Origin of the sequence: Streptomyces shaanxiensis, assembly GCF_039537145.1 — a bacterium.
In the GTDB taxonomy this organism is placed as follows: Bacteria; Actinomycetota; Actinomycetes; order Streptomycetales; family Streptomycetaceae; genus Streptomyces; species Streptomyces shaanxiensis.
Window position 1 is genome coordinate 445,484 of sequence record NZ_BAAAZY010000003.1, and the last position, 21,825, is coordinate 467,308.

General features: G+C 70.2%; 8 protein-coding genes and 1 pseudogene. 6 read left to right on the plus strand and 3 right to left on the minus strand.

The features are described from left to right. Window positions 1-89 precede the first annotated feature (89 nt). The 4 genes and pseudogenes from ABD932_RS04110 to ABD932_RS04125 all read left to right on the plus strand — a co-directional run. A complete protein-coding gene (locus ABD932_RS04110; protein ID WP_345008683.1) occupies window positions 90-7,433 on the plus strand; it encodes a SpvB/TcaC N-terminal domain-containing protein in 7,344 nt (2,447 codons plus the stop codon). A gap of 23 nt (window positions 7,434-7,456) precedes the next feature. Then, a complete protein-coding gene (locus ABD932_RS04115) occupies window positions 7,457-14,047 on the plus strand; it encodes a neuraminidase-like domain-containing protein (protein ID WP_345008684.1) in 6,591 nt (2,196 codons plus the stop codon). Beyond that, window positions 14,044-17,238: a Tc toxin subunit A-related protein gene (locus tag ABD932_RS04120; RefSeq protein ID WP_345008685.1), complete on the plus strand. Its 3,195-nt coding sequence runs from the start codon at window positions 14,044-14,046 to the stop codon at window positions 17,236-17,238. Before ABD932_RS04115 ends, ABD932_RS04120 begins: the two co-directional genes overlap by 4 nt. Before the next feature lie 83 nt (window positions 17,239-17,321). Continuing rightward, window positions 17,322-17,537: pseudogene (locus ABD932_RS04125) on the plus strand (peptide-methionine (R)-S-oxide reductase); the annotation flags it as partial. A gap of 17 nt (window positions 17,538-17,554) precedes the next feature. Here the strand turns inward: ABD932_RS04125 and ABD932_RS04130 are convergent. From ABD932_RS04130 to ABD932_RS04140, 3 genes are read right to left on the minus strand one after another with little or no spacing between them, the layout of a single operon-like run. Continuing rightward, entirely contained in the window at window positions 17,555-18,556 is a 1,002-nt protein-coding gene (locus ABD932_RS04130) for a hypothetical protein (protein WP_345008686.1), read from the minus strand. Beyond that, window positions 18,556-18,960, minus strand: a complete 405-nt coding sequence (locus ABD932_RS04135) for a hypothetical protein (protein ID WP_345008687.1) — start codon at window positions 18,958-18,960, stop codon at window positions 18,556-18,558. Before ABD932_RS04135 ends, ABD932_RS04130 begins: the two co-directional genes overlap by 1 nt. Next, window positions 18,957-19,187 (minus strand): SEL1-like repeat protein, encoded by a 231-nt coding sequence (locus ABD932_RS04140; protein ID WP_345008688.1) that lies wholly within the window; start codon window positions 19,185-19,187, stop codon window positions 18,957-18,959. Before ABD932_RS04140 ends, ABD932_RS04135 begins: the two co-directional genes overlap by 4 nt. A 63-nt stretch (window positions 19,188-19,250) precedes the next feature. Here ABD932_RS04140 and ABD932_RS04145 point away from each other — a divergent pair, with 63 nt between their 5' ends. Both ABD932_RS04145 and ABD932_RS04150 read left to right on the plus strand, forming a co-directional pair. After that, entirely contained in the window at window positions 19,251-19,475 is a 225-nt protein-coding gene (locus ABD932_RS04145) for a hypothetical protein (RefSeq protein WP_345008689.1), read from the plus strand. Window positions 19,476-19,708: 233 nt separating this feature from the next. Then, window positions 19,709-21,814, plus strand: coding sequence for a CHAT domain-containing protein (locus tag ABD932_RS04150; RefSeq protein WP_345008690.1), 2,106 nt, complete (start codon window positions 19,709-19,711; stop codon window positions 21,812-21,814). Window positions 21,815-21,825 lie beyond the last annotated feature (11 nt).

A 21,825-nucleotide genomic window follows, 5' to 3' on the forward strand; every position in this document is an offset into this window, starting at 1 on the left:
TCTGCTGCACGGAAAGGAGTTGGGTGTGCCGCGAACGGCGTACCCGGCCCGGCGCACGGTGCGCGACGACCTTTGGGAGGGGACCAGCCATGCCCGAGGCCACGCACGAGGGGGCGCCCGAAGCCGCCCGGCAAGACGCCCCCCTCGCGCCACCGACGGTCTCGTTGCCCAAGGGCGGCGGCGCGATCCGTGGCATCGACGAGACCTTCACCACGATGCCCGCCACCGGCACCGGCACGCTGACGATCCCGCTCGCCCTCAGCCCCGGCCGGCCCGGCGCCACCCCGCAGCTGGCCCTCACGTACAACTCCGGTACGGGCAACGGACGATGGGGCATCGGCTGGGACCTCGCCCTGCCCTTCGTCACCCGGCGGACCGACCGCGGGGTGCCCCGGTACCGGGACAACGCCCCGGACTCCGACGACCACCTTTTCCTCGGTCAGGAACTCGTCCCCGAACTGCAGGCGGCCGGCGTCCGGCGTGCGGCGACCGTCCGCGGCCGCTGGCGCGTTGAACGCTATCGGCCTCGCGTGGAGGCGGCGTTCACCTGCATCGAGCGCTGGACCGACACCGGGACCGGGATCGCCCACTGGCGCACCATCAGCCGCGACAACGTCACCACGCTGTACGGCACGAGTGGCGGGAGCCGGATCACCGACCCCGACGACGCCCGCCGCGTCTTCACCTGGCTGCCCTCCGAGAGCCACGACGACAAGGGCAACGCCGTCCTGTACCGGTACAAGCCCGAGGACGCGGCCGGCGTGGACCTGCACCGGTCCCATGAGCGGGGACGGCGGCCGCGCGGGACACAGCGGCACATCAAGCGGATCCTGTACGGCAACCGGACACCGTACGTGGCGGGCGAGCCGCTGACCGATCGTACGGACTGGATGTTCGAGGTGGTCTTCGACTACGGAGAGCACCACGTCGAGGCCCCCTCCCCGCAGCCCGCGCCCGGGCGGGCCTGGGCCTGCCGCCGTGACCCCTTCTCGACCTACCGTGCCGGTTTCGAGATCCGCAGCCACCGCCTGTGCCAACGGGTACTGATGTTCCATCACTTTCCCGACGCCGCCGACGTCGGGCGGGACTGCCTGGTCCGCTCCATGGACTTTGCCTACCGCGGGGACCCGGTCCAGGGCGAGCCCCGCGGTTCGCTCCTCGCCTCGGTCACCGTCCACGGCTACTCCAGGCGTCCCGGCGGCTACCGCAGAAAGTCCCTCCCGCCGCTGGACCTCGCCTACAGCACGACCGAGGTCAGCGACGAACTGCGCACCCTGGACCCCGGCAGCGCCGCCCACCTGTCGCCCGGCGCGACGCAGTGGGCCGATCTTCAGGGCGAGGGACTGGCCGGTGCTCTCGTCGAGGTGCCGGACGGCTGGCTGTACAAGGCCAACCTCGGGCCGCTGCAGACCGACGGCACCGCCCGGCTGGCCCCCGCGGTGCCGGTGCCGACCCGTCCGACGACCGGGCGACACGGGCGGCTCGCCGACCTCGCGGGCGAAGGGCGGCCCCAGCTCGTGGACTTCACGCGCCCAGTCGCCGGGTTCCACACCCGGACTGCTTCGGACGGCTGGTCGCCCTTCACCCCCTTTCGCTCGCTGCCTGACATCGACTGGGCTGACCCGAACCTGCGACTGCTCGACGTCACCGGGGACGGCCGCCCCGACGCCGTACTGACCGGTGACGAGGGGCTGACGTACTACCCGTCACTGGGCGAGGAGGGCTTCGGACCGCCGTTGCACGTCCCGTGGGCGCGCGACGAACGGGCGGGCCCCCGGCTGCTGTTCAACGACGGCACCCAGACCGTCTTCACGGCCGACATGTGCGGCGACGGCCTCGCGGCCCTGGTGCGCATCCGCAACGGCGAGATCTGCTACTGGCCGTGCCTCGGGGGCCGCTTCGGCGCGAAGGTCACCATGGACGACGCCCCGTGGTTCGACACCGCCGAACGGTTCGACCCCCGCCGCATCCGGCTCCTCGACACCGACGGCAACGGCTGCGCCGACGTGTGCTACCTGGGCCCCGACTCGGTCCGCCTCTGGCTCAACCAGTGCGGCAACCGCTGGGACCCGCCGCGCAGGCTCGCCGCGCTGCCCCGCGGCACGGGCTCCGCCGACGTCACCGTCACCGATCTGCTCGGCAACGGCACCGCCTGCCTGGTCCTGACCCCGACCGGTCCGGACAGCGGTCGCGCCGACGTGCGTTACGTCGATCTCATGGGCGGCACGAAACCCCATCTGCTGACGGAGATACGCAACAACCTCGGCGCGGAGACCCTCGTCGACTACGCCCCGTCGACGAGGTACCACCTCGCGGACCGGGCCGCGGGAACCCCCTGGGCGACCCGGCTGCCGTTCCCGGTCCACGTCGTCGCCTCGGTCCGCACCCGGGACCGGATCGCCGGCAGCGTCTTCACCACGCGGTACTCGTATCACCACGGGCACTACGAGGACCGCGAGTTCCGCGGCTTCGGCCGCGTGGACCAACTGGACACCGAGAAGTACGACGTCCTGCCCGGTTCCGGACCGCCGCCCGCCAACGTCGACGCCGCCTCCCACGTCCCTCCCGTGCTGACCCGCACCTGGTACCACACCGGCGCTTTTTCCCGCGGCAGCCAGGTCTCCCGCCAGTACGAGAGCGAGTACTACCGCGAACCGGGCCTGCCCGCCGAGGACCTGCTCCTGCCGGACACCGTGCTGCCCCGCCCCGACATGGCACCGGCCGACGAGCGGGAGGCCCGCCGGGCGCTGAAGGGGTCGGTGCTTCGCCAGGAGGTCTACGCCCTGGACTCCGGCAGCGGTGTGCCGTACACGGTCTCCGAACGCAACCACACCATCGAACAGTGGCAGTCGGTGGCCGCCGGCAACCGGTACGCCGTGACGTCCGTGCACGCGCGCGAGACGGTCGAGTTCCACTACGAGCGCACGACGGACCCCCGGGTCAGCCACACCCTGACGCTGAGGACCGACTCCTACGGGAACGTCCTCGCCGCCGCCGCGATCGCCTACGGACGGCGCGCCGATGCCGCGGACCTCCCGGCCGAGGACCAGGCATGGCAACGGCACACCCACGTCACCTGCACCGAGACCGACCACACCCGGCCCGTTGAGGAGGCGGACGCCTATCGCGCCCCGCTGCCGTATGACGCCCGCACCTACGAGCTGTACGGCGTCGGCTCGCCCGTACCGCGCCACCGGCTGCTGTCCTTCGGCGCAGTCGAGGCCGCTTGCGCGGCCGCCGCGACCGCGCCCGAGGCGCCCTACGAGGACGACCTCGGCACCGGAGTGCTCGCCGGAGCGGTACGACGGCGGCGGATCGAGCATGTCCGCACCCTGTTCCGGCGCGAGGACCTGGACGACGGCCAAGGGGCCCTCCCGCTCGGCCGGACCGGGCCGCGGGCGCTGCCGTACACCACCCTGAAGCTGGCCCTGACCCCCGGCCTGATCACCCACGTGTACCGGCGCGACGGGAAGGACCTGCTGACGGCCGCGGACCGCGCCGCGATGCTCGGCACCGAGTGCGGCTACCAGGACGAGGCGGGCGACTGGTGGCTGCCGTCGGGGCGGGTCTTCTACTCCGACAACCCCCAGGACCCGCCCGACGTTGAACTGGCCACAGCACGGCGGCAGTTCTTCCTGCCGACCCGGTTCCGCGACCCGTTCGGACACGACAGCCTCGTGGACTACGACGACGACGCGCTGCTCGTCCGCCGGACCCAGGACCCGGTCCGCAACGTCGCCACGGCGGACAACGACTACCGGGTCCTCAAGCCCCGTCTGGTCACCGACGCCAACGGCAACCGCACCGAGGTCGTCTTCGACAGCCTGGGCCTTGTCGCCGCCACCGCGGTCATGGGCAAGGCGACCGAGTCGCTCGGCGACTCGACGGCACGGCTCACCGCCGACCTGACCGACAGCCAGGTCGCGGACCATCTGCGCGACCCGCTCGCCGACCCGCACACGCTGCTCGCCGGGGCCACCACCCGCCTCGTGTACGACCTGTTCGCCTACCACCGCACTCGTGGATCCGCCCGCCCTTCCCCACCCGCCGTCGCGACGATCAGCCGTGAGACCCACACGTCCGCACTGACCGCCGGGGAACGGACCGCCGTCCAGCACCGACTGGTCTACGGCGACGGGTTCGGCCGCGAGATCCAGACCAAGGTGCACGCGGAGCCCGACGCGGCGGGAGCACCGCAGTGGGTGGGCTCCGGCTGGACCGTCTTCAACAACAAGGGCAACCCGGTACGCCGCTACGAACCCTTCTTCAGCCCGCGGCCCGGCTTCGAGTTCGAGAAGACCGTCGGCGTCGGCGCGATCCTGCTCTACGACCCGTTGCAGCGGGTCGTCGCCACCGTGCACCCGGACCACACCTACGACAAGGTCGTCTTCGACGCCTGGCGGCACACGACGTGGGACGTCAACGACACCGTGCTGCGTGCGGACCCCCGCTCCGACCCCGACGTGGGCGCGCTGATCGCCCGGCTGCCGCGGGACGACGTACTGCCGACCTGGTACGCGATGCGTTCGGGCGGCGACCTCGGGCCCCTTGAGCAGGCCGCGGCCACGAAGGCGGCGGCCCACGACGGCACCCCCTCCCGCACCGACCTCGACGCGCTCGGCCGGATCTTCCGTACGGAGACGCTCTCCGCGAAGAACACCGCGCACACCGCGCACATCGCGCGACAGCGCCTCGACATCGAGGGGAACGTACGCGAAGTACACGATGCGCGGGGCCGGTTGGTCATGGCCTACGCCTACGACCTGCTGGGCCAGCGGATCCGGACGGTGAGCATGGAGGCGGGGACGCGGTGGACGCTCCCCGACGCGACGGGCCGACAGCTGTACGGCTGGGACAGCCGGGGGCACAGGGTGCGCACGGTCCATGACGCTGCGCGGCGGCCGGTGGAGGTGTGGCTGCGCGACACGTCCGGTGCGGACACGCTCACCGACCGGACGGTGTACGGCGAAGGGCAGGGGGCGGGGGCGGGTTCAGGCGCGAACCTGCGGGGCAAGCCCTACCGGGTCCATGACCAGGCGGGTGTCACGACCTTCACCGGCTACGACTTCAGGGGCAACCTCGTGGCCTCCCGGCGTGCCCTGGCCGCGGTCTACCGAACCCTCCCGGACTGGTCGGCGAACCCGCCCCTGGAACCGGAGTTCGCCGCGGCGACCACGGTGTACGACGCGCTGAACCGCCCCGTGGCCGTGACGACGCCGGATGGCAGCACGACTGTCGTCGCCTACAGCGAGGCGGGTCTGCTGGAGAGCGTGTCCGTGTCGGTGCGGGGTGCGGCGCTCTCGACCCTGGTGAAGAACGCCGACTACAACGCCAAGGGGCAGCGGACCCGGGTCGAGTACGGCAACGGGGCGGCCACGGACTACACCTACGACGAGCTGACCTTCCGGCTGCGCCGACTGCACACGCGGCGCGGCGGCAAGGCCTACCAGGACCTGTCGTACACCTACGACCCCGCCGGGAACATCACCGCCGTCCGGGACGACGCGCAGCAGACGGAGTTCTTCCGCAACGTCCGGGTGGAGCCGGAGGCGGGGTTCACCTACGACGCGCTGTACCGGCTGGTCGAGGCCACCGGCCGTGAGGACCTCGGCCTGCTCGCGGCGGGCACGATCGCCCCGCTGACGGACCACCCCGGCGACCGCAACCTGCTGGGCCGCTACACCGAGTCCTACGTCTACGACCTCGCGGGCAACCTCGTCCGCCTCACCCACGTCGGCAGCGACCCCGCCCACCCCGGCTGGGTCCGGCTCTTCGGATACGAGGAGCAGAGCGCCCTCGACGCGTCTGTGCACAGCAACCGTCTGTCCTGGACCCGCTTCGAGAACTCGACGGAGAAGGAGCCGTACACGTACGACGCGCACGGCAACACCACGACCATGCCGCACCTGCCCGTGATGACCTGGGACCACCGCGACCAACTCCACTCCACGGCCTCGACGGTGACCGCACCGGGCGCAGCCCCCACCACCACGTACTACGTGTACGACGGTTCGGGCGCCCGCGTCCGCAAGGTGACGGAGTCACCGTCCGGGAAGCGCCTGCACGAACGCGTCTACTTGGGCGGTGTCGAGCTCTACCGCATCTACGACCCCAACGGCACGACCGTGACGCTGGAACGCCAGACCCTCCACGTCATGGCCGACACCCACCGCCTTGCGTTGATCGAAAGCCGCACCACGGGAAACGACGGCTCCCCGGCACGGCTGACCCGCTACCAGTTCGGCGACCATCTCGACTCCGCCGCACTGGAATTGAGCGACACCGGCCGGGTCATCTCCTACGAGGAGTACCACCCGTACGGCACGACGTCCTACCGGGCGACCGGCAACCGCACCGACCCGCCGAAGCGGTACGGCTTCACGGGCCGGGAACGGGACGAGGAGAGCCGGCTGGGATATCACGGGGCTCGGTATTGCGCGGGTTGGCTGGGGAGATGGACCAGCACCGACCCGGCACACATCTCCGACGGCCTCAATCTCTACGCATATGTGCGAGGAAACCCTGTACGGAACGTGGACCGGGACGGTCGGCGGTGCATAGAGGGCGAAGGCCTGGTCTGTCTCACCTACCGGATGGATGACACGCTCGGAAAGCGCCCGTCGTACATCGTTCAAGTGACGGGTGTCGAAAGCATGGGCTGGCCCAAGAGCTTCCGGGGAGGGCGAGCATACGTGGGGACGTTGGTCGACATTCAGTACCCGAAGTCGAAAACTGAAGTCGAGGTCGTTCCCCCGTCCGAGCCGCCCGCTCCTCGGCCCGAGGTCTCCGAGAAGAAGGCCCCGGTCCGGCCGAAGTCCGCCGTCCGTACGCCCACGAAGCCGGACAAGCCGGTGGCGCGCGCACCCGTGGAACCGGAGAAGCGGGCGAGCGAACCGCCCGGGCCCGAAGCAGCGGACCCGCTTTTCGTGCCCATTTCTGACAAGGAATGGGAAGAGGGTAAGAAGAAGCTGCTGGAGGAGCACGAAAAGGGACTGAAGCTCATTCACGAGAAGCTCATCGAAGACATCAAGAAGTCGATGGTTACCGAATTTCCGGAAAACGTATCCAAAGGGATGGGATACATCGGGTCGGCGTGCCGTTTCCTGCCGTGTGGTCCTTACGGAAAGCTGGCGGAAGGCATAGGTCTGGCAGGAGATGTGATCGGCATCCTGGGAACGGCCTACTACGAAGGTCTGGACGCCGGCGGCGGCAAGCTGGGCAGAAATGTGGCAGGCCGTGCCGTTGAAGCCGCGGTGAAGAAGAAGCTGCTGGCGAAGGACCTCCCGGAACCGCTCGCCGAGGAAATCGCCTCCCGGATCGCCGGCCTCTTCGACGACCTGCTGGGAGACGCGGTCGAAAAGGGAATCCGCGGAGTGCTCCCGCATCCTGAGGGCCCTCCGCTTCCTGCCGCTCCACGGTCACCGAACCAATGACGAACTCGACGAGGAGGCTCGGCATGGCGACGAGCGATGTACCGGACGCGCGGGCCGAACGGACCGCCCGCGGCCGGATCCTGCTTGACTCGGGGCAGCCCGCCACTGAACTCGGCCTCCGGCTGTATGGGCACGGCTTCGGCGACGAGGTGTCCGTGCTCGCCGAGACTCGCACCGGCCACCTGGGGGAGTACACGTTCACCTACGAACTCGCCGATGCCACGCCCAGGGTCAACGTCGAAGTGAGAGCGGTCGACCGGTCCGGTCGGGAAGTCTCCCTCTCGCACATCAAGTTCGACGCGGCCGAGGAAGAAGTACTGAACCTCGTCGCCCCACAGCGGTTGCAGCCGGCCGGCATCGAGTACACGCGGCTGCTCGCCGATGTCACCGAGCATCTCGGGGATCCCGTACGGCTCGTAGGGGCCCGGGAGGAGGAAGGGCGGCAGGATCTTCGGTACTTGCGGAGGGTCAGCGGGTGGGACGCGCGGATTCTGGCGCTTGCCGTGCGGGTTGAGGAGATGCACGTCGATCCGCGGGTCGAGCTGCCGCGTGAACTGCTCTACGCGCTGGTGCGTACCGGGTTGCCCAGTGATCGGGAGCGGCTTGCTCTTCTCGGGCCGGAGGTGGTGCGGGATGCCGTGGCGAAGGCCGTAAAGGAGGGACTGGTGCCGGCGGACACCGTTCGGCAGGTCGGGCGGTTTGCGGCCTTCGCCGAGCGTGCCCGACGGGAGCTCAAGACGCCCGGCACCTCATCGACGTACGGCGAACTGCTCACCGCCTCCGGGCTGTCGCAGGCAGACCAGGATGCCTTCTTCCCGGTATGGGCACGCCACACCGGTACGGCGAAGGAGCTCTGGGGCGCCGCCGAGCGGGCCGGTGTCAGTGCGCCGGGTGTGCGGCGGCTTCGGCTTCAGGGTCGGCTCGCCCATCTGACCCGCAACAACGCGCCCCTCGTCCAGTCCGTCATGCGCACCCTCGACGGCCCGGACGACCTGCCCCGCCTCGTCGACGAGGGGTTCTACAAGGCGGACGTCTGGCTGGAGCGGCTCAACCGGCTCGCCGACAGCAACAAGAACCGGCTAGGCGACCTCGTACCCCCGGCCTTCGAGGGCCGTGACCTCGCGGACCGGCTGGCCGCGTACACCGGCGACCTGGCCGCCCGGATCAGGCTGGAGTACCCCTCCCATGTCGTACGGGCGATGCTGCGCGGCGACGAGGTGCGGCTCGGGCGTCGGCACGGTGAACTCAAGCGTCCTGTCATGGAGTTCCTAGACCGGGCCCTGCCTCTCGGGTACCGCTTCGGGGAGACGCCCTTCGACCGGTTCGTCGCCGACCACCGCCGCGAGCTCGGTGACGTCGGCGGCGTGGCCGTGGACGGAGCCAAGGTCCTCCACCGGCTGTATCAGGTCGCCCCCTCGCACGAAGGCCTCGCCGTGCTCGCGGAAGCGGAGTACACCGCTGCCCAGGACGTGGCCGCCACCGACCGTGCCGTCTTCGTCTCGCGGCACGCGGACAGCCTGGGCGGCACCGCCGTCGCCGAACAGGTGCACCACAGGGCGGAACAGATCTCGGCCGTGACCACCGAGGTCGTCACCGCCTTGCGTACCCTGGACAGCGCCCCCCTGCTGACCGCCCTGTCCGGTACCGCCGCAGACAAGGAAGCCGCCAAGTCCCGTATCGGCAAGCACTATCCGGCCCTGCAACAGCTCTTCGGCTCGTTCGACTTCTGCGAGTGCGACCACTGCCGCTCCGTCCTCGGCCCGGCCGCCTACCTGGTCGACCTGCTCCAGCTGATCAACCTCGGCGACGCGGAGTGGAAACGCCACACCGACGCCTGGTCCCGGGCCCACGAGGGCCGCAAGTATCCGTACGTCAAACCCTTCGACGCCCTCGCCGCACGCCGCCCCGACATCCAGCACACCCCGCTCACCTGCGAGAACACCAACACCCTGCACTCCCAGACCGACCTGTTCAACGAGATCGCCGAGTTCTGGGTCGCCGAGGGCGGGCATCTCACCGACCGAAGTGCGCGCGACACCGGCGAAGCCGTGACGGAGGACCTGCTCGCCGAACCGCAGAACGTCATTCCCGAGGCCTACGCGAAGCTCGCGGCCGCTGCCCACCCGCTCACGCTGCCCTTCGACCTGTGGACCGAGACCGTACGCCGTTTCCTCGGCCACCTCGAACTCTCCCTGGCCGAACTCGCGGAGGCGTTCCGGACCAGGCCCGAGCTGTTCCCGCCGGCCGGCAAGCCCTACGGCCGGGCCGCCGTACTGGCCGAACAACTCGGCCTGAGCCCCGCGGAACACCGTCTGCTGACCGGCCCCGACAACATCTGGTTCGAGCTGTACGGGTACGGCACCGAGGGCGAGGCCAGCGCGGCGCTGCTGTCGGCCAAGACTTTGGCGCGCCGGCTCGACGTCACGTACCGCGAACTCGTCGAACTGCTGCGCACCGCCTACGTCAACCCCGCGCTCCACCGGGCCAACGGCCAGGACGGGGCCCGCGGACGCGTCGGGATCGTGTTGCGCCGCACCGGCGTCTCCCTCACTGACGTGTTCCGGTACTTCGCCCACCCCGGCTACCTCCCCTTCGACGCACGCCAGAAGGCCGACTTCGAGCAGCGCCTCGACGCCGCGACCGCGCGCTATGCCTCGGCCCGCCCCGCGTTCGATGCCAAGGCCTGGCTCACCGAGGCATGGGCGGCCAAGGACATGCACGCCGTCCTCGTCCTCGCCGATCCCAGTCCGGGCTGCGACTTCGAACGGACCGAGCTGCGCCGAGCGGACCTCGCGGAAGCGGGCGCAGACGCGTTCCACCGGCTCAACCTCTTCGTACGGCTGCGACGGCGGCTCGGCCTGCCGGTGCGCGAACTCGACCTGGCATTGAGCGAGTTCACCCCGCCGAACGCGGCGACCGTAGCGGACGGAATGCGCACCTGCCTGGTCCACCTTGCGCGCCTGCAGACACTCCACAAACGGTTCGGCAGCAGGCCCGGCGACCGCGTCCGGCTGCTCGGTCTGTGGGCCCTGCTCGCGGTCGGCGGCGGGCGGCCCCCGTACGAGGAACTGTTCCTCAACCCGAGCGTGCGCGCGGTGGACCCGGTCTTCGACCACCCTGCGGGCCGATATCTGAGCGCGCCCGGCACGAAGATCGCGGAGCATCTGCCAGGGCTGCGGGCCGCGCTCGGCCTCACCGCGGCGGACATCGAGGCCGTCCTCGCCGACGACGGCCGGAGCGCGGCCACCGCGGACCTCACCCTCGACACCGTCTCCCTGCTCCACCGGCACCGGATTCTCGCCGAACGCCTGGGCCTGACCGTCGAGGAGCTGATCGCTGCACGGCGGGCCACCGGAATCCCGCCCTTCACCGCCATCCCTTCGGACCCCCTCGCGGACGACGCGGCGGACCCCCTCGCACAGACCACCCTGCGGTTCACCGACGCGCTCGACGCGACCTCCACCGCCGGCTTCACCCCCGCCGACCTGGACCATCTCCTGCGCCATCGCGCCGACCCGATCGGCCCGCACCGCCCCGACCCGGGCGCACTGCTCACGCTCGTGCTCGAACTGTCCGGCGGAATCGCCCGCATCCGCGCCGAGCACCCGGCATCCCCGGCCACGGCACAGGAACTCGTCGACGCCTTCGTCGTGGAGCGGCTGACCGCCGCGCTCCCCGCCGACGCCGACATCGTCACCGCCCTGACCGGCGATGCGCGACTGCTGGCGCTGGACGGCGCCCGGCTGGTGGACGCGTTCACCGCGGCGGCAGACACCGGCGTGACCCGCACGCTCCACGCCTCCCCGGACACCACGGGCCCACCGGTCGGAGCCGAGCAGACCGTACCCGAGCCGAACACCTCCGGCATCGACACGACTGTCTGCGACAGCGCCCGGTTCAGCGGCTACCTCCAGGTACCCGCCGACGGCACCTACACCTTCCGCGCCCACCCCGCGCGCGCCGACGCCCCCGTCGTACTGCGCATGCCGCACTTGGCCGACCCGGTCCTGCCCGGCACCGGCACCGTCGAACTCCGCGCCGGCGTCCCCTACGCCTACACCGTCGAGGTGCACCGGCTCACCGCCGGCCACACCAGGCTGCTCATCAGCGGCGCCAACGCGGCCGATGAGCCACTCACCTCGCTGCGTCTGCACCCCGCCGCCTCGATCGCCCGCGTCGACCGCGCGCGCGTCCTGATGACCAAGGCCACTCGCATCGCCGCCGGATTGCGCCTCACCGGGCGCGAGATCCGCCATGTCCTCACCCACCGAGGGGACTTCGCTGGCCTGGACCTCGCCCTGCTGCCGACCCGCCGCGACGACCCGGCCGCCGCTCCACCGGAGAAGCTGTTCCCCGCACTCCTCGCGCTCGTCCGCTATGGAGCGCTGCGCACGGAGCTCGGCGCCTCCCCGGACGACCTCGTCGACATCCTGGAACGTACCCGGCGTTCCGTACCGCAGGGCACGGACCGCGCGGTGCTGCGCACCGCGGTGGTCGCCGACGTCTGTGACCGGCTCGCCGCACTGCTGCGCCGCCCACGCGGCTCCGTGCAGGCCGTCGCCGAGCGGCTGGGCCTGTCGGCCGACGACGCGTCCGACCCGACAGTGATCCAACTGCCGGGCCTGGCCCGGCCGGAGGGGCTGCGCAGGTTGTGGACCGCGCTGCGCCTCACCGAGCGGATCGGCGCCACGCCCACCGCCCTCGCCGACTGGGCGCGCATGGTCGAGGGCGACCCCGAGCACGGCCGGCAGACGGCCAAAGCCTTGCGGGACACGGTCCGGGGCCGGTTCGGCACCGCCGCCTGGCGCGCGGTGGCCGGGCCCCTCAACGACGAACTGCGCAGGCTCAAGCGGGACGCGCTCGTCGCGTACATCATGCACACGGACGGCTTCGCCACCCTGGAGGAGGTGTACGAGCACTTCCTCCTCGACCCCGGCATCCAGCCGGTGGTGCGCAACTCCCGTATCCACGCGGCGATCGCCGCCGTGCAGCTGTTCATCCAGCGCTGTCTGATGGACCTGGAGGAGACGGTCGAACCCGCCGCCGTCAACAGCCGCTGGTGGACCTCGCACATGAGCCGATACCGCGTCTGGGAGGCCGCCCGCCGGATGTTCCTCCATCCCCAGCGCTATCTCGCCCCCGAACTGCGGACCGACCGCAGCCACCTCTTCGACGAGGCACAGAACCTCCTCCTGCAGGGGGACGTCGACGAGGACCTCGTGGAGCAGGCGTTCCTCGGCTACCTCCAGGGGCTGGAGCGGATCGCGAAGCTGGAGATCGTGTCGCTGTGCCGGGAGATCCTGCCCGGTCCGCCGCCGACCCACGTCCTCCACGTCATCGGCCGTACCGCCGCCGCGCCGCACGAGTACTTCCACCGCACCTACACCCCCGCCTCCGGGGGCTGGTCCGCCTGGCGGCCTGTCGGTGTGCCGATCGAGGGCGACCATGTGGTGGCGGCGGTGTGGCGCCGGCGGCTGCACCTGCTGTGGGTGACCTTCCTGCCCTCGGCCGAGTCCAAGGGGTTCGCCGCACCCGCTCAGGGGGAGAAGGCGCCGAACTTCGAGGGCATGGCCAAACAGACCCCCGGGGAAACCACGCAGAACCTGGTCCGGGCCCAGCTCAGCTGGATCGAGCGGGTCGACGGCCGCTGGTCGGACCGGCGCGGCGGAGCCTTCGGCCAGGCCGTTCAACTGGCCGCACCTCTCGGCGCCGAGGCCGCCGCCCGCGTGACCATCCACGTCACCTATGACACGGCCGGCGGACGGGACGCCCTGAAGGTCAACTTGGGTGCACCGGTTGACGGGGCGTTCCGCCTCGTCAACAAGAGCGTCCCGCCGCGTTGGGAGGGCGCGCAGAAGAAAGTCGCCTCCGTTTACACGGTCGGTTCGGCCGGCACGCCGACCGCGGACCGGGGGGCAGGGGCGCTGTCCCGGTCGACCCATCTCGTGCTCAGCAAGGACGGAGAGAGCTACCCGGCCGACCCGCTCAGCAAGGAAGTGCTGGGCACGGGCGGTGAGTTCGCCCTGGTCCGCTGCACCAACCCGCCGGAGTTCGAGGACCCCTTCCAGGGGCATCCTGTGGGCCCCTTCTTCTACAGCGACAACCCGCACTCCTTCCTGGTGGAGGTGGAACCCCGGCTCGTCGAGTACGACTTGTGGGTCCTGCCCGCTCCGCAGCCCGAACTCCAGCTGTCCCGTGACCTCCTGCGGGACTTGCCCGTCAAGGTGTTCATCCCCGTGGACCTGGGCGTCTTCGACCCCGAAACGGTCAAGTCGATCAGCCCCTATGCCCGCAACAGCCTGGCCGTCCGCCGGGACTGGCTGGTCAACCCGTCGACCGTCCTGCGCTACGGCGACCGGCTGGTCGGCCAGGACGGCGGTCTCGACCTCAAGGTGGTGCAGGCCGTCACGGCCACCCCGGAAACCCGGCAGATGATCGGAATCGCCCCGGGCAGCCAGGCGGTCCCCGGCAGCAGCGTCCTCGTCGGCAAGCCGGGCCTGGTCGCGGAACAGAAGTTCACCGTGCCCACCCAGGGCGTCACGATCATCGGCGGCTCGGGAGTCAGCGCACCCGCCCTCGCCCACCTGGACCGGGAAGAAGGCATACGGCCATGAGCGCGTCGCAGAAGGCCTACCAGGAACTGCACCGGCGGACGGACCTGCTCTACCGGTTCACCTCGCACAGCCACCCCTACGCCGGCGAACTGCTCAGCCGCTGCGTGGAGGGCGGCGTGGACGCCGTCCTGCGCACCGACACCGCCCGACCCCCGCTGCGCGCGGACATCTTCGGCCCCCACGAGTACGACCCCCGGCCCGTCGTCGGCAAGCCGTACCCCGTCCAGGAGCTCGACTACACAGGACCCTACGGCGTCTACAACGAGGAGCTGTTCTTCCACCTCCCCTTCACACTGGGGCTCCACTGCAGCCGCAATCAGCACTTCACCGAGGCACGCCGCTGGTTCTCGTACGTCTTCGACCCCGCCGCCGACGGCGAGGAACCGCTGCCCCGGCGCTACTGGCAGTACGAGAGGTTCCGTCGCACCGAGGTCCAGTCGATCGAGGAGATCCTCGTCAACCTCGCGAGCAAGGCCGACCCCGCGCTGCGCGAGGAGACCCTGCGCAGCATCGAGGCCTGGCGCAACGACCCCTTCCAGCCCCATGCAGTCGCCCGCGTCCGCCCGTCCGCCTACATGATGGCCACCGTCTTCGCGGTCCTCGACAACCTGATCGAGGCGGGCGACCAGCTCTACCGGCAGGACACCCGCGAGACCGTCAACGAGGCCACCCAGTACTACGTCCTCGCCGCCCAACTCCTCGGACCGCGCCCGCAGTCGGTGCCCCGCAAACAGGCGACGCGGCCCCAGTCGTACGCCCAATTGCGAGCCGACCTCGATGAGTTCGGCAATGCCCTGCGCGCGGTCGAGACGGACATCCCGTTCGCGGCGGCCGACCCCGCCGCCGTCGACGGAACCCCGCCGCACCGGGCCGCCGACGGCCAGGCGCAGGCCCTCGCCGGACTGGGCACCTCGCTGTACTTCGGCGTGCCGCGCGACGACAAGCTGCTCGACTACTGGGACCGGGTCGAGGGCCGTCTCTTCAACATCCGCAACAGCCTGAACATCCAGGGCACCTTCCGTCAGCTGCCCCTCACCGCACCCCGTCTCGATCCGGCCCTGCTCGCCCGCGCGTCGGCCACCGGCGTCGACGTGGGGGCTGTGGCGAGCGGTGCGAACCAGCCGCTGCCTCTGGTGCGCTTCCGTTTCCTGGTCCAGAAGGCCACGGAGCTCTGCCAGGAGGCCAGGTTGCTCGCCGGTGCCCTGCTCGCCGCGGTGGAGAAGGGCGAGGCCGAGACGCTGGCGGCGCTGCGCGCCCAGCACGAGACCGCCCTTCTCGGGCTGGGCGAGTCCCTGCGCTACGCCCAGCTCCAGGAGGCGAAGAAGGCGACCGAGGGGGTGCAGAAGTCATTCGATCTGATCGTCCAGCGGTACACGCACTACGGCCGGATGCTGGGCCTGAAGCCACAGGAACTGACCGTCGCCCCACTGGATCCGCTGGAGCCGACGACGCTGGAGGAACGGAGTTTCCAGGCGGCAGAGCCCGCTGTTGCTCCCGTCGAGATGCAGTACGGCGCCGTCGTCGACGAGGGCGGCAAGCGGGCGCTGTCGGCCGAGGAGCAGTCCGAGTTGAACCTTCTGGACCTGGCCCAGACGGTTCAGGACGCGGTGAGCAAAGCGGACGCAATGGCCGCGGCGATGCAGCTGATCCCCACCTTCGGGGCCCGGTTCGAGCCCTTCGGCGCGGGCGGCACCATCTCCTTCGGCGGGTCGAATCTCGCCGGGATCTACAGCGGGCTCGCAGCCTCCGGACGTGGCCTGGCCGGAGGCCTCTCGCACGCCGCGAACCGGACGGCGAAGCTCGGCGCCTACGACCGCCGACGGCAGGACTGGGCCCTCCAGTTCAACCTCGCCGCGGCCGAACTGAACCAGGTGTTCAAGCAGTGGCGCGCCGCGCAGCTGCGGGAGTACATCGCCGCACGGGAGCTGGCCCACCACATCAAACAGCGCTCCCAGGCCGACGAGGTCCAGCGGTTCCTGGCCGGCGACACCGGCGCCAAGACGACCACTGCCGCCTTCTGGGCCTATCAACGCCGCGAGATGCGGGGCCTGTTCTCCTGGGCCTTCGATCTGGCCCTCGAAGTGGCCGGCAAGGCTGAGCGCGCGCTGCGGCACGAACTCGGCCGCGACGACGTCTCGTTCCTCTCCTCGGACTATCTGGCCGGCCCCGAGAAACTCCTCGCCGGCGACCGCCTGGCACTGGACATCAAGCGGATGGAGGTGGCCTACCACGAGCTCAACGAGCGCGAGTACGAGATGGTCCGGCACGTCAGCCTGGCCCGGACCGACCCGCTCGCGCTGATGCGGCTGCGGGCGACGGGGCAATGCTCCCTGTCCCTGCGCGAGGAAGACTTCGACGCGGACGCCCCCGGACAGTTCTTCCGCCGCATCCGTACCGTCGCGGTGAGCGTGCCGGGGGCTCCTCCCTACGGCACCGGGGCCAATCTCAAACTGACCCTGGTCGGCAGCACCATCCGCACCAGCACCGCGCTGGGCGGCGGCTACGCCCGGGGTGAGGACGACTCGCGGTTCAGCGACCACTTCGGTGCGGCGGAGGCCGTCGTCGCCTGCGAAGGCGTGCGCGACACCGGGCAGGACGCCCGGGACGACGAGCGGCTGAAGAAGTTTGAACGAGCCGGTGCCATCAGCGAATGGGAACTCGAACTGCCCCACGAGGTAAAGCAGTTCGACCACTTCACCCTCGACGACGTACACCTGCACATTATGTACACGGCCCGAGAGGGTGGCTCCGCCCTGCGCAAGGCAGCGGTTGACCACCTGAAGACCAGCCTCGCCGAGGGAACCGGCCCCGGCTCCGTCCGGCTGCTCTCTGTGGCGGCCACGTTCCCCGACCGCTGGGCCCAGTTCCTCAGCGACACGGACGACCGGCCTCGTCTGGCACTGCCGCTGCGAGCTGAGCACTATCCGTACTGGAGCGAGGGGCGCCTGGGGAAGATCGTCCGAGTCGAACTGCTGGCGCGGGCGGGCAAGGGCTTCCGGGTCTTCGCCAGTCGGGCGGCGGATGCTGAGCCCGACCTGATCTCGGCACCCCTCGGCACCGAGGTCCGAACCGGTGATCTCCACCACGTGCCTCTTCCCACACCGATCTCACCCGAAGATCAGGACTTCGTCCTCTACTTCGACAACAACGCGTTGAAAGATCTCTGGATCGCACTCACCTGGGCCAACTAAGCCTGAGTAGAGGTGGGCACCGGCGCGTTGGCCGTTGGTCCGTTACCAGTCACCGACCCTAGTGAGAGTGTGCGTACACGAAGCACGGAGACTGGCCGTCCTTCTACGACCCGAAGGACACCGACGCGGTGGAGCTCATCGAGGACCGCTCGCACGGCATGGTGCGGACCGAGGTGCGGTGCGCCCGGTGCGGGTCGCATCTCGGGCACGTCTTCGAGGGTGAGGGGTATCCGACGCCGACGGATCAGCGGTACTGCATCAACAGCATCTCGCTGCGGTTGACGGCCGACGAGGGCTGAGCCGCGGGTATCCCGGGTCATAGGGGGCCGGAGCCCGCTGGTGGAGGGGGCTCCGGGGACGCCGGCGTGAAGGTGAGCCCCTGGGGAGAGAAGCCTCGCCACAGGTAGCTGGTCAGGTGAGCGCCTGCCGTCGGCTCCGCGTCGGGATCCGTGGGCGTGGGGAATCGGAGGCTCGTGTACACCGCGAGCCTGTGGATGTCGAAGGAGGCCCTGACCACTTGGGCGAACGCCTGGGCCCGGGGGATGACGAAGACCTGGTGGACCACTGGTGGGCCGAGCACGGCCGGAATCAGTACGAGCCAGCTCCATGGCAGCCACACCAGGGTCGCGGCCAGCGCGACGACGACGGAGACGCTCTGGTCCAGACTGCGGCGGCAGACGCCGAGGGCGTCCCGGGTGGTTTCGGGCAGCACAAGCCAGAGCGCGGGCCACACGATGACGGCGTCGAGTCCGTACCGCTCCTTGGGGTAGGTCTCCGACGAGCGGAGGATGTTTCCGACGCGCGTCGGCATCGTCGAGACTTCGTCGGCGGGGAACTCGTGCACCAGTTGGTCCAGAACCACCTGCCGATGGTCCGAGATCGCTGACGCAGCCACTTCCTTCGAGGGAGTGGGAGTAGGACCAGAAGCCGCCGTGGCTGCCGGACGGGAGTCGTCGAGCCGCCGCCACTCGCCGTACCACTCACGCTGCCGGTCGATGGCTCGGGCGATCAAGCGGATTCTGAACGGCCGCAGCCAGAGCCAAGGGGGCCAGTAGCCTTCCAGCAGACGCAGCAGCGGCCGGGCGAGCTGGTCCATGAGGACCGAGGTGCCGATCAGCAGCGCGGCGGCGACGACCAGCAGGGCGAGGAGTGTCACCGCGTCCTCGCGCCGCAACCAGGCACGGACGTCGACGTCGGGATGTGCCAGCCACCACGTGAACGCGCCGATGACCCAGAAGACGACAGCCGGGGCGCGGATCAGGGTGAGCCATTTCGACGTGGTGTCCTTGCCGACGGACTCGAGCAGGGTGCCGAACACTACTCGGCCCTCACGAGAGCTTTGCCACAGGTCGGGCAGGGCGGGACGAACTCGCCGCGGCGCAGGAGATAGCGGGTGTAGTCCCCGTTGGGGCAGGTGAAGCGCACGCCCGGTTGGCGTCCCGGATCGCCGGACAACGTGACGGGGCCGGAACCGCGGCTCACCTGTCCGACGACCTCCGGCGGGATCAATCCTGCCGCGAGGAACTGACCCACCCAGTCGATCAGTCGGTCGTCGCTCGCGAAGACTTCCTGCAGTCGGCTGAGTCTGTCGAATTCCGACCGCGTCGAGAGCAGGGCCGTCGCCAACAACTCGTCGACTTCCGTGGCACCTTCGCTCAGCAGGTCGGTGAGGAAGGGGCGGACTTCGCGGGCGGCCGCGAAGAGGGGATCCTGGTCTTTCATCCCTTGCCGTCCCCGAAGTTCGCGTCAAGGTTCTGGATCGCCGCGGGATGGCCTTCGCCGGCGGCGCGGCTCCACCACAGGCGGGCCCCTTCGGGGTCCTCGTCGAGCAGCAGGCCGCCGAGGTTGACCATCGCGTCGGTGCTGCCGGCCGCCGCGGCGCGGCCCCACCAGAACTTTGCCGTGCTCAGGTCGCCGTCGACGGCCGCGCACGTGCCTACTTCGAACATGCAACTGGCGTCGCCCCGGGCGCTACCCGCCCTGAACCAGCGACGTGCCGCATCCTCGTCGTCATGGAGTCCCCGGCAGATCGCGCCCAGCAGGTACATGGCGTCGGCCAGACCCTCGTCGGCGACTCCGCGCAGGAGCGGCTCGGCCGCTGTCAGGTCGCCCTGGTGGAAGTAGCACGCGCCGAGCAGGAACCTGGCGGTCTGGTGACCGGTCCGTGCCAGCCGTCGGAGCTGCTGGACGGCCTCCCGGTCGTGTCCGGCATCGAGCAGTTCCAGGGCTTCGCGTAGTTCGTCGGCTAACTCCGCGCGAGGGACGTCACCGGACGAGTGAGGGTGTGCGCCTGAGTCCGACGGCCGCCGTCGGCGGAAGGGCGACCGTAATCTGGTCCACCGCAGCATGACATGGCAGCATATCCGATATGACGGGAAACCGGCAGGTTGGGGGCGCCGGGGATGCGGTGGAGCGGGCCCTTTCCGAATGTCGAGCGGCTGACAGCCTGTTACAGCGATGGCAAGAGGCCATGGCCACGCACGACTTGGTGCGACAGGTACTGGCAGAGGACTTGCTGGACGAAGCGATCGAGAGATACGGCGCGGCGGTACAACTCGCCGGTTCGTCGGAGCCGTTGAGGGGACGAGCCGTCCACGGTTATGCGAACGCCGTGGTTTTGCTGTGCCGCAGGGAGCGGCAGATGAACTCGAAGCTGACGCCTGCCGAGGCCGACGGCCTTGAGGTCGTCGCCACCGGCAGGCTCGACAAGGCCGAGTCCTTGTTGCGGGAGGGGCTCACTCGCGGAGTGGGACTCCCCTTCGCGCTTCAGCTCGTCGACGTGCTGATGGCGGACTGGGGCCTGCGCGCTCGCCCTCGGACGCTGGTCGAAGCCCTGACCGTGGCTCGTGAGAGCATCCGCCAGGCCTCGGTGCTGAACGATGCGGCCGGCACCGCAGGGTTGACCGGTGAGGACGCACAAGTACTTCATGCCGACACCCGGTTCGCGCTGGCCCAGGTCCTCGCGGCTCGGCCTCCGGATCCGTCGGAGCCGGACGCGGCCGAGGCCGCGGCCGAGGCCTTCCGGTCTGCTTGCCGGTCCTCCGGCGGGTTGGATTACACGATGAGCCGCGGCATCGCCCATGAATGGGGGCAGTGGGCGCTGCTGCGGGGGCGGTGGAACGACGTGATCGAGGCTTTCGGCCACGTCGAGTCGCAGCTGACGAACGCCGGCCATGCGGGGCTGCGGCCCGACGGCCTCCTGCACGAACTGTTGAGCATGAACTCGGTCGTGACATCGTCGGGCGTGACCGCGATCGTGACGGATCTCGCATTCGCCAGAGGTATGGCCGGTCGCCCGGAGGAAGCGATCGAGGGCCTGGAGGCGGCTCGTGGAATGGTCTGGGCGGCGGCGTTGTCCCGGCCCCGGACATCTCGGAGCGACCTGGCGTGGTTGCGCCCGGCGGTCGCGGACCTCACCGGGCGCATGCCTGATGCAACGCTCGTGTTCCTGGTGCCCGGCTCCGTGGCCGGAGTCGCCCTCGTCGCCCGGCACGGCGAGGCTACGCGGACCGAGCTCCTCCCCGAACTGACCTCGGCCGCCGTCGAGTTGCACCTCGGTATGTTCTTCGGTGCGCTCAAAGCACGTCGTGGCCGAACCGAGGACAGGGAAGTCCCGGTCGTGGGCGACGAAGGGCTGGAGACGTGGACACCGCAGACTCGACTGGAGGTATCGACGTCGTGGCTGTGGAACGCCGTCATGAGGCGGGTCATGGCTCATGCCGTCGGCAGTCGCCGGGTCGTTCTCGTGCCCACGGGGCTGCTGGTGGCCGCTCCGCTGCATGCCGCTTGGCGTTCTGAGCCAGGGGGGCGTCGTCGCTACGCCCTGGACGACGCGGACATCGTCTATCTGCCCATGGCCACCATGGCGCCCTCGTCATCCGCGGAATCGATCAGTACCCAGTCCGGGATTCTCGTCGTCCAGGAGCCATGGCCGGTCTCGGCTCCCCGCCTCGACATGGCGGAGTCCGAGGCGGCGGCCGTTGCCCGCACCTTCCCGAACGCGACTGTGCTGCCGCACGAGCAGGCCACGCAGGAAGGGGTCCTGGAGGCACTTACGGCCCACCCGTTGGCGCATCTGATCTGCCACGGCCGCGGTGATGCCGCGTCTCCGCTCGACAGTCACCTACTCATGAGCAACGACCAGCGGCTCAGAGTGGCGGACTTGTTGGAGCGTGATCTCTCCGGTCTGCGCCTGGCCGTGCTGTCGGCATGCGAATCCGCGGAAACATCCACGTACATGCCCGAGGCCGCGGTCAGTCTGCCCGCGGCCCTGCTGTCCGCAGGGGCAGGCGGGGTCCTCGGCACACTGTGGGAGGCCGACGACCGGGTCACGGCGTTGATGATGGCCGCCTTCTACCGAAACCTCGCCGGCCGAGCGGGCTCACCCGCCGATCCCGCGCACGCGCTGAGGGAGGCGCAGACGTGGGTGCGAGACAGCACCAATGCCATGAAGCGCGAGGCCTTCCCCGACTTGGTCCGGCCTCCGGCAACGAGTTCCGAAGGGGCCATGGCGCTGTGGGGGGCCGCACGGACGCCGCTTGTGCAGTGGGCGGGATTCGTCTACAGCGGCCTGTGACGTCCGTCGTC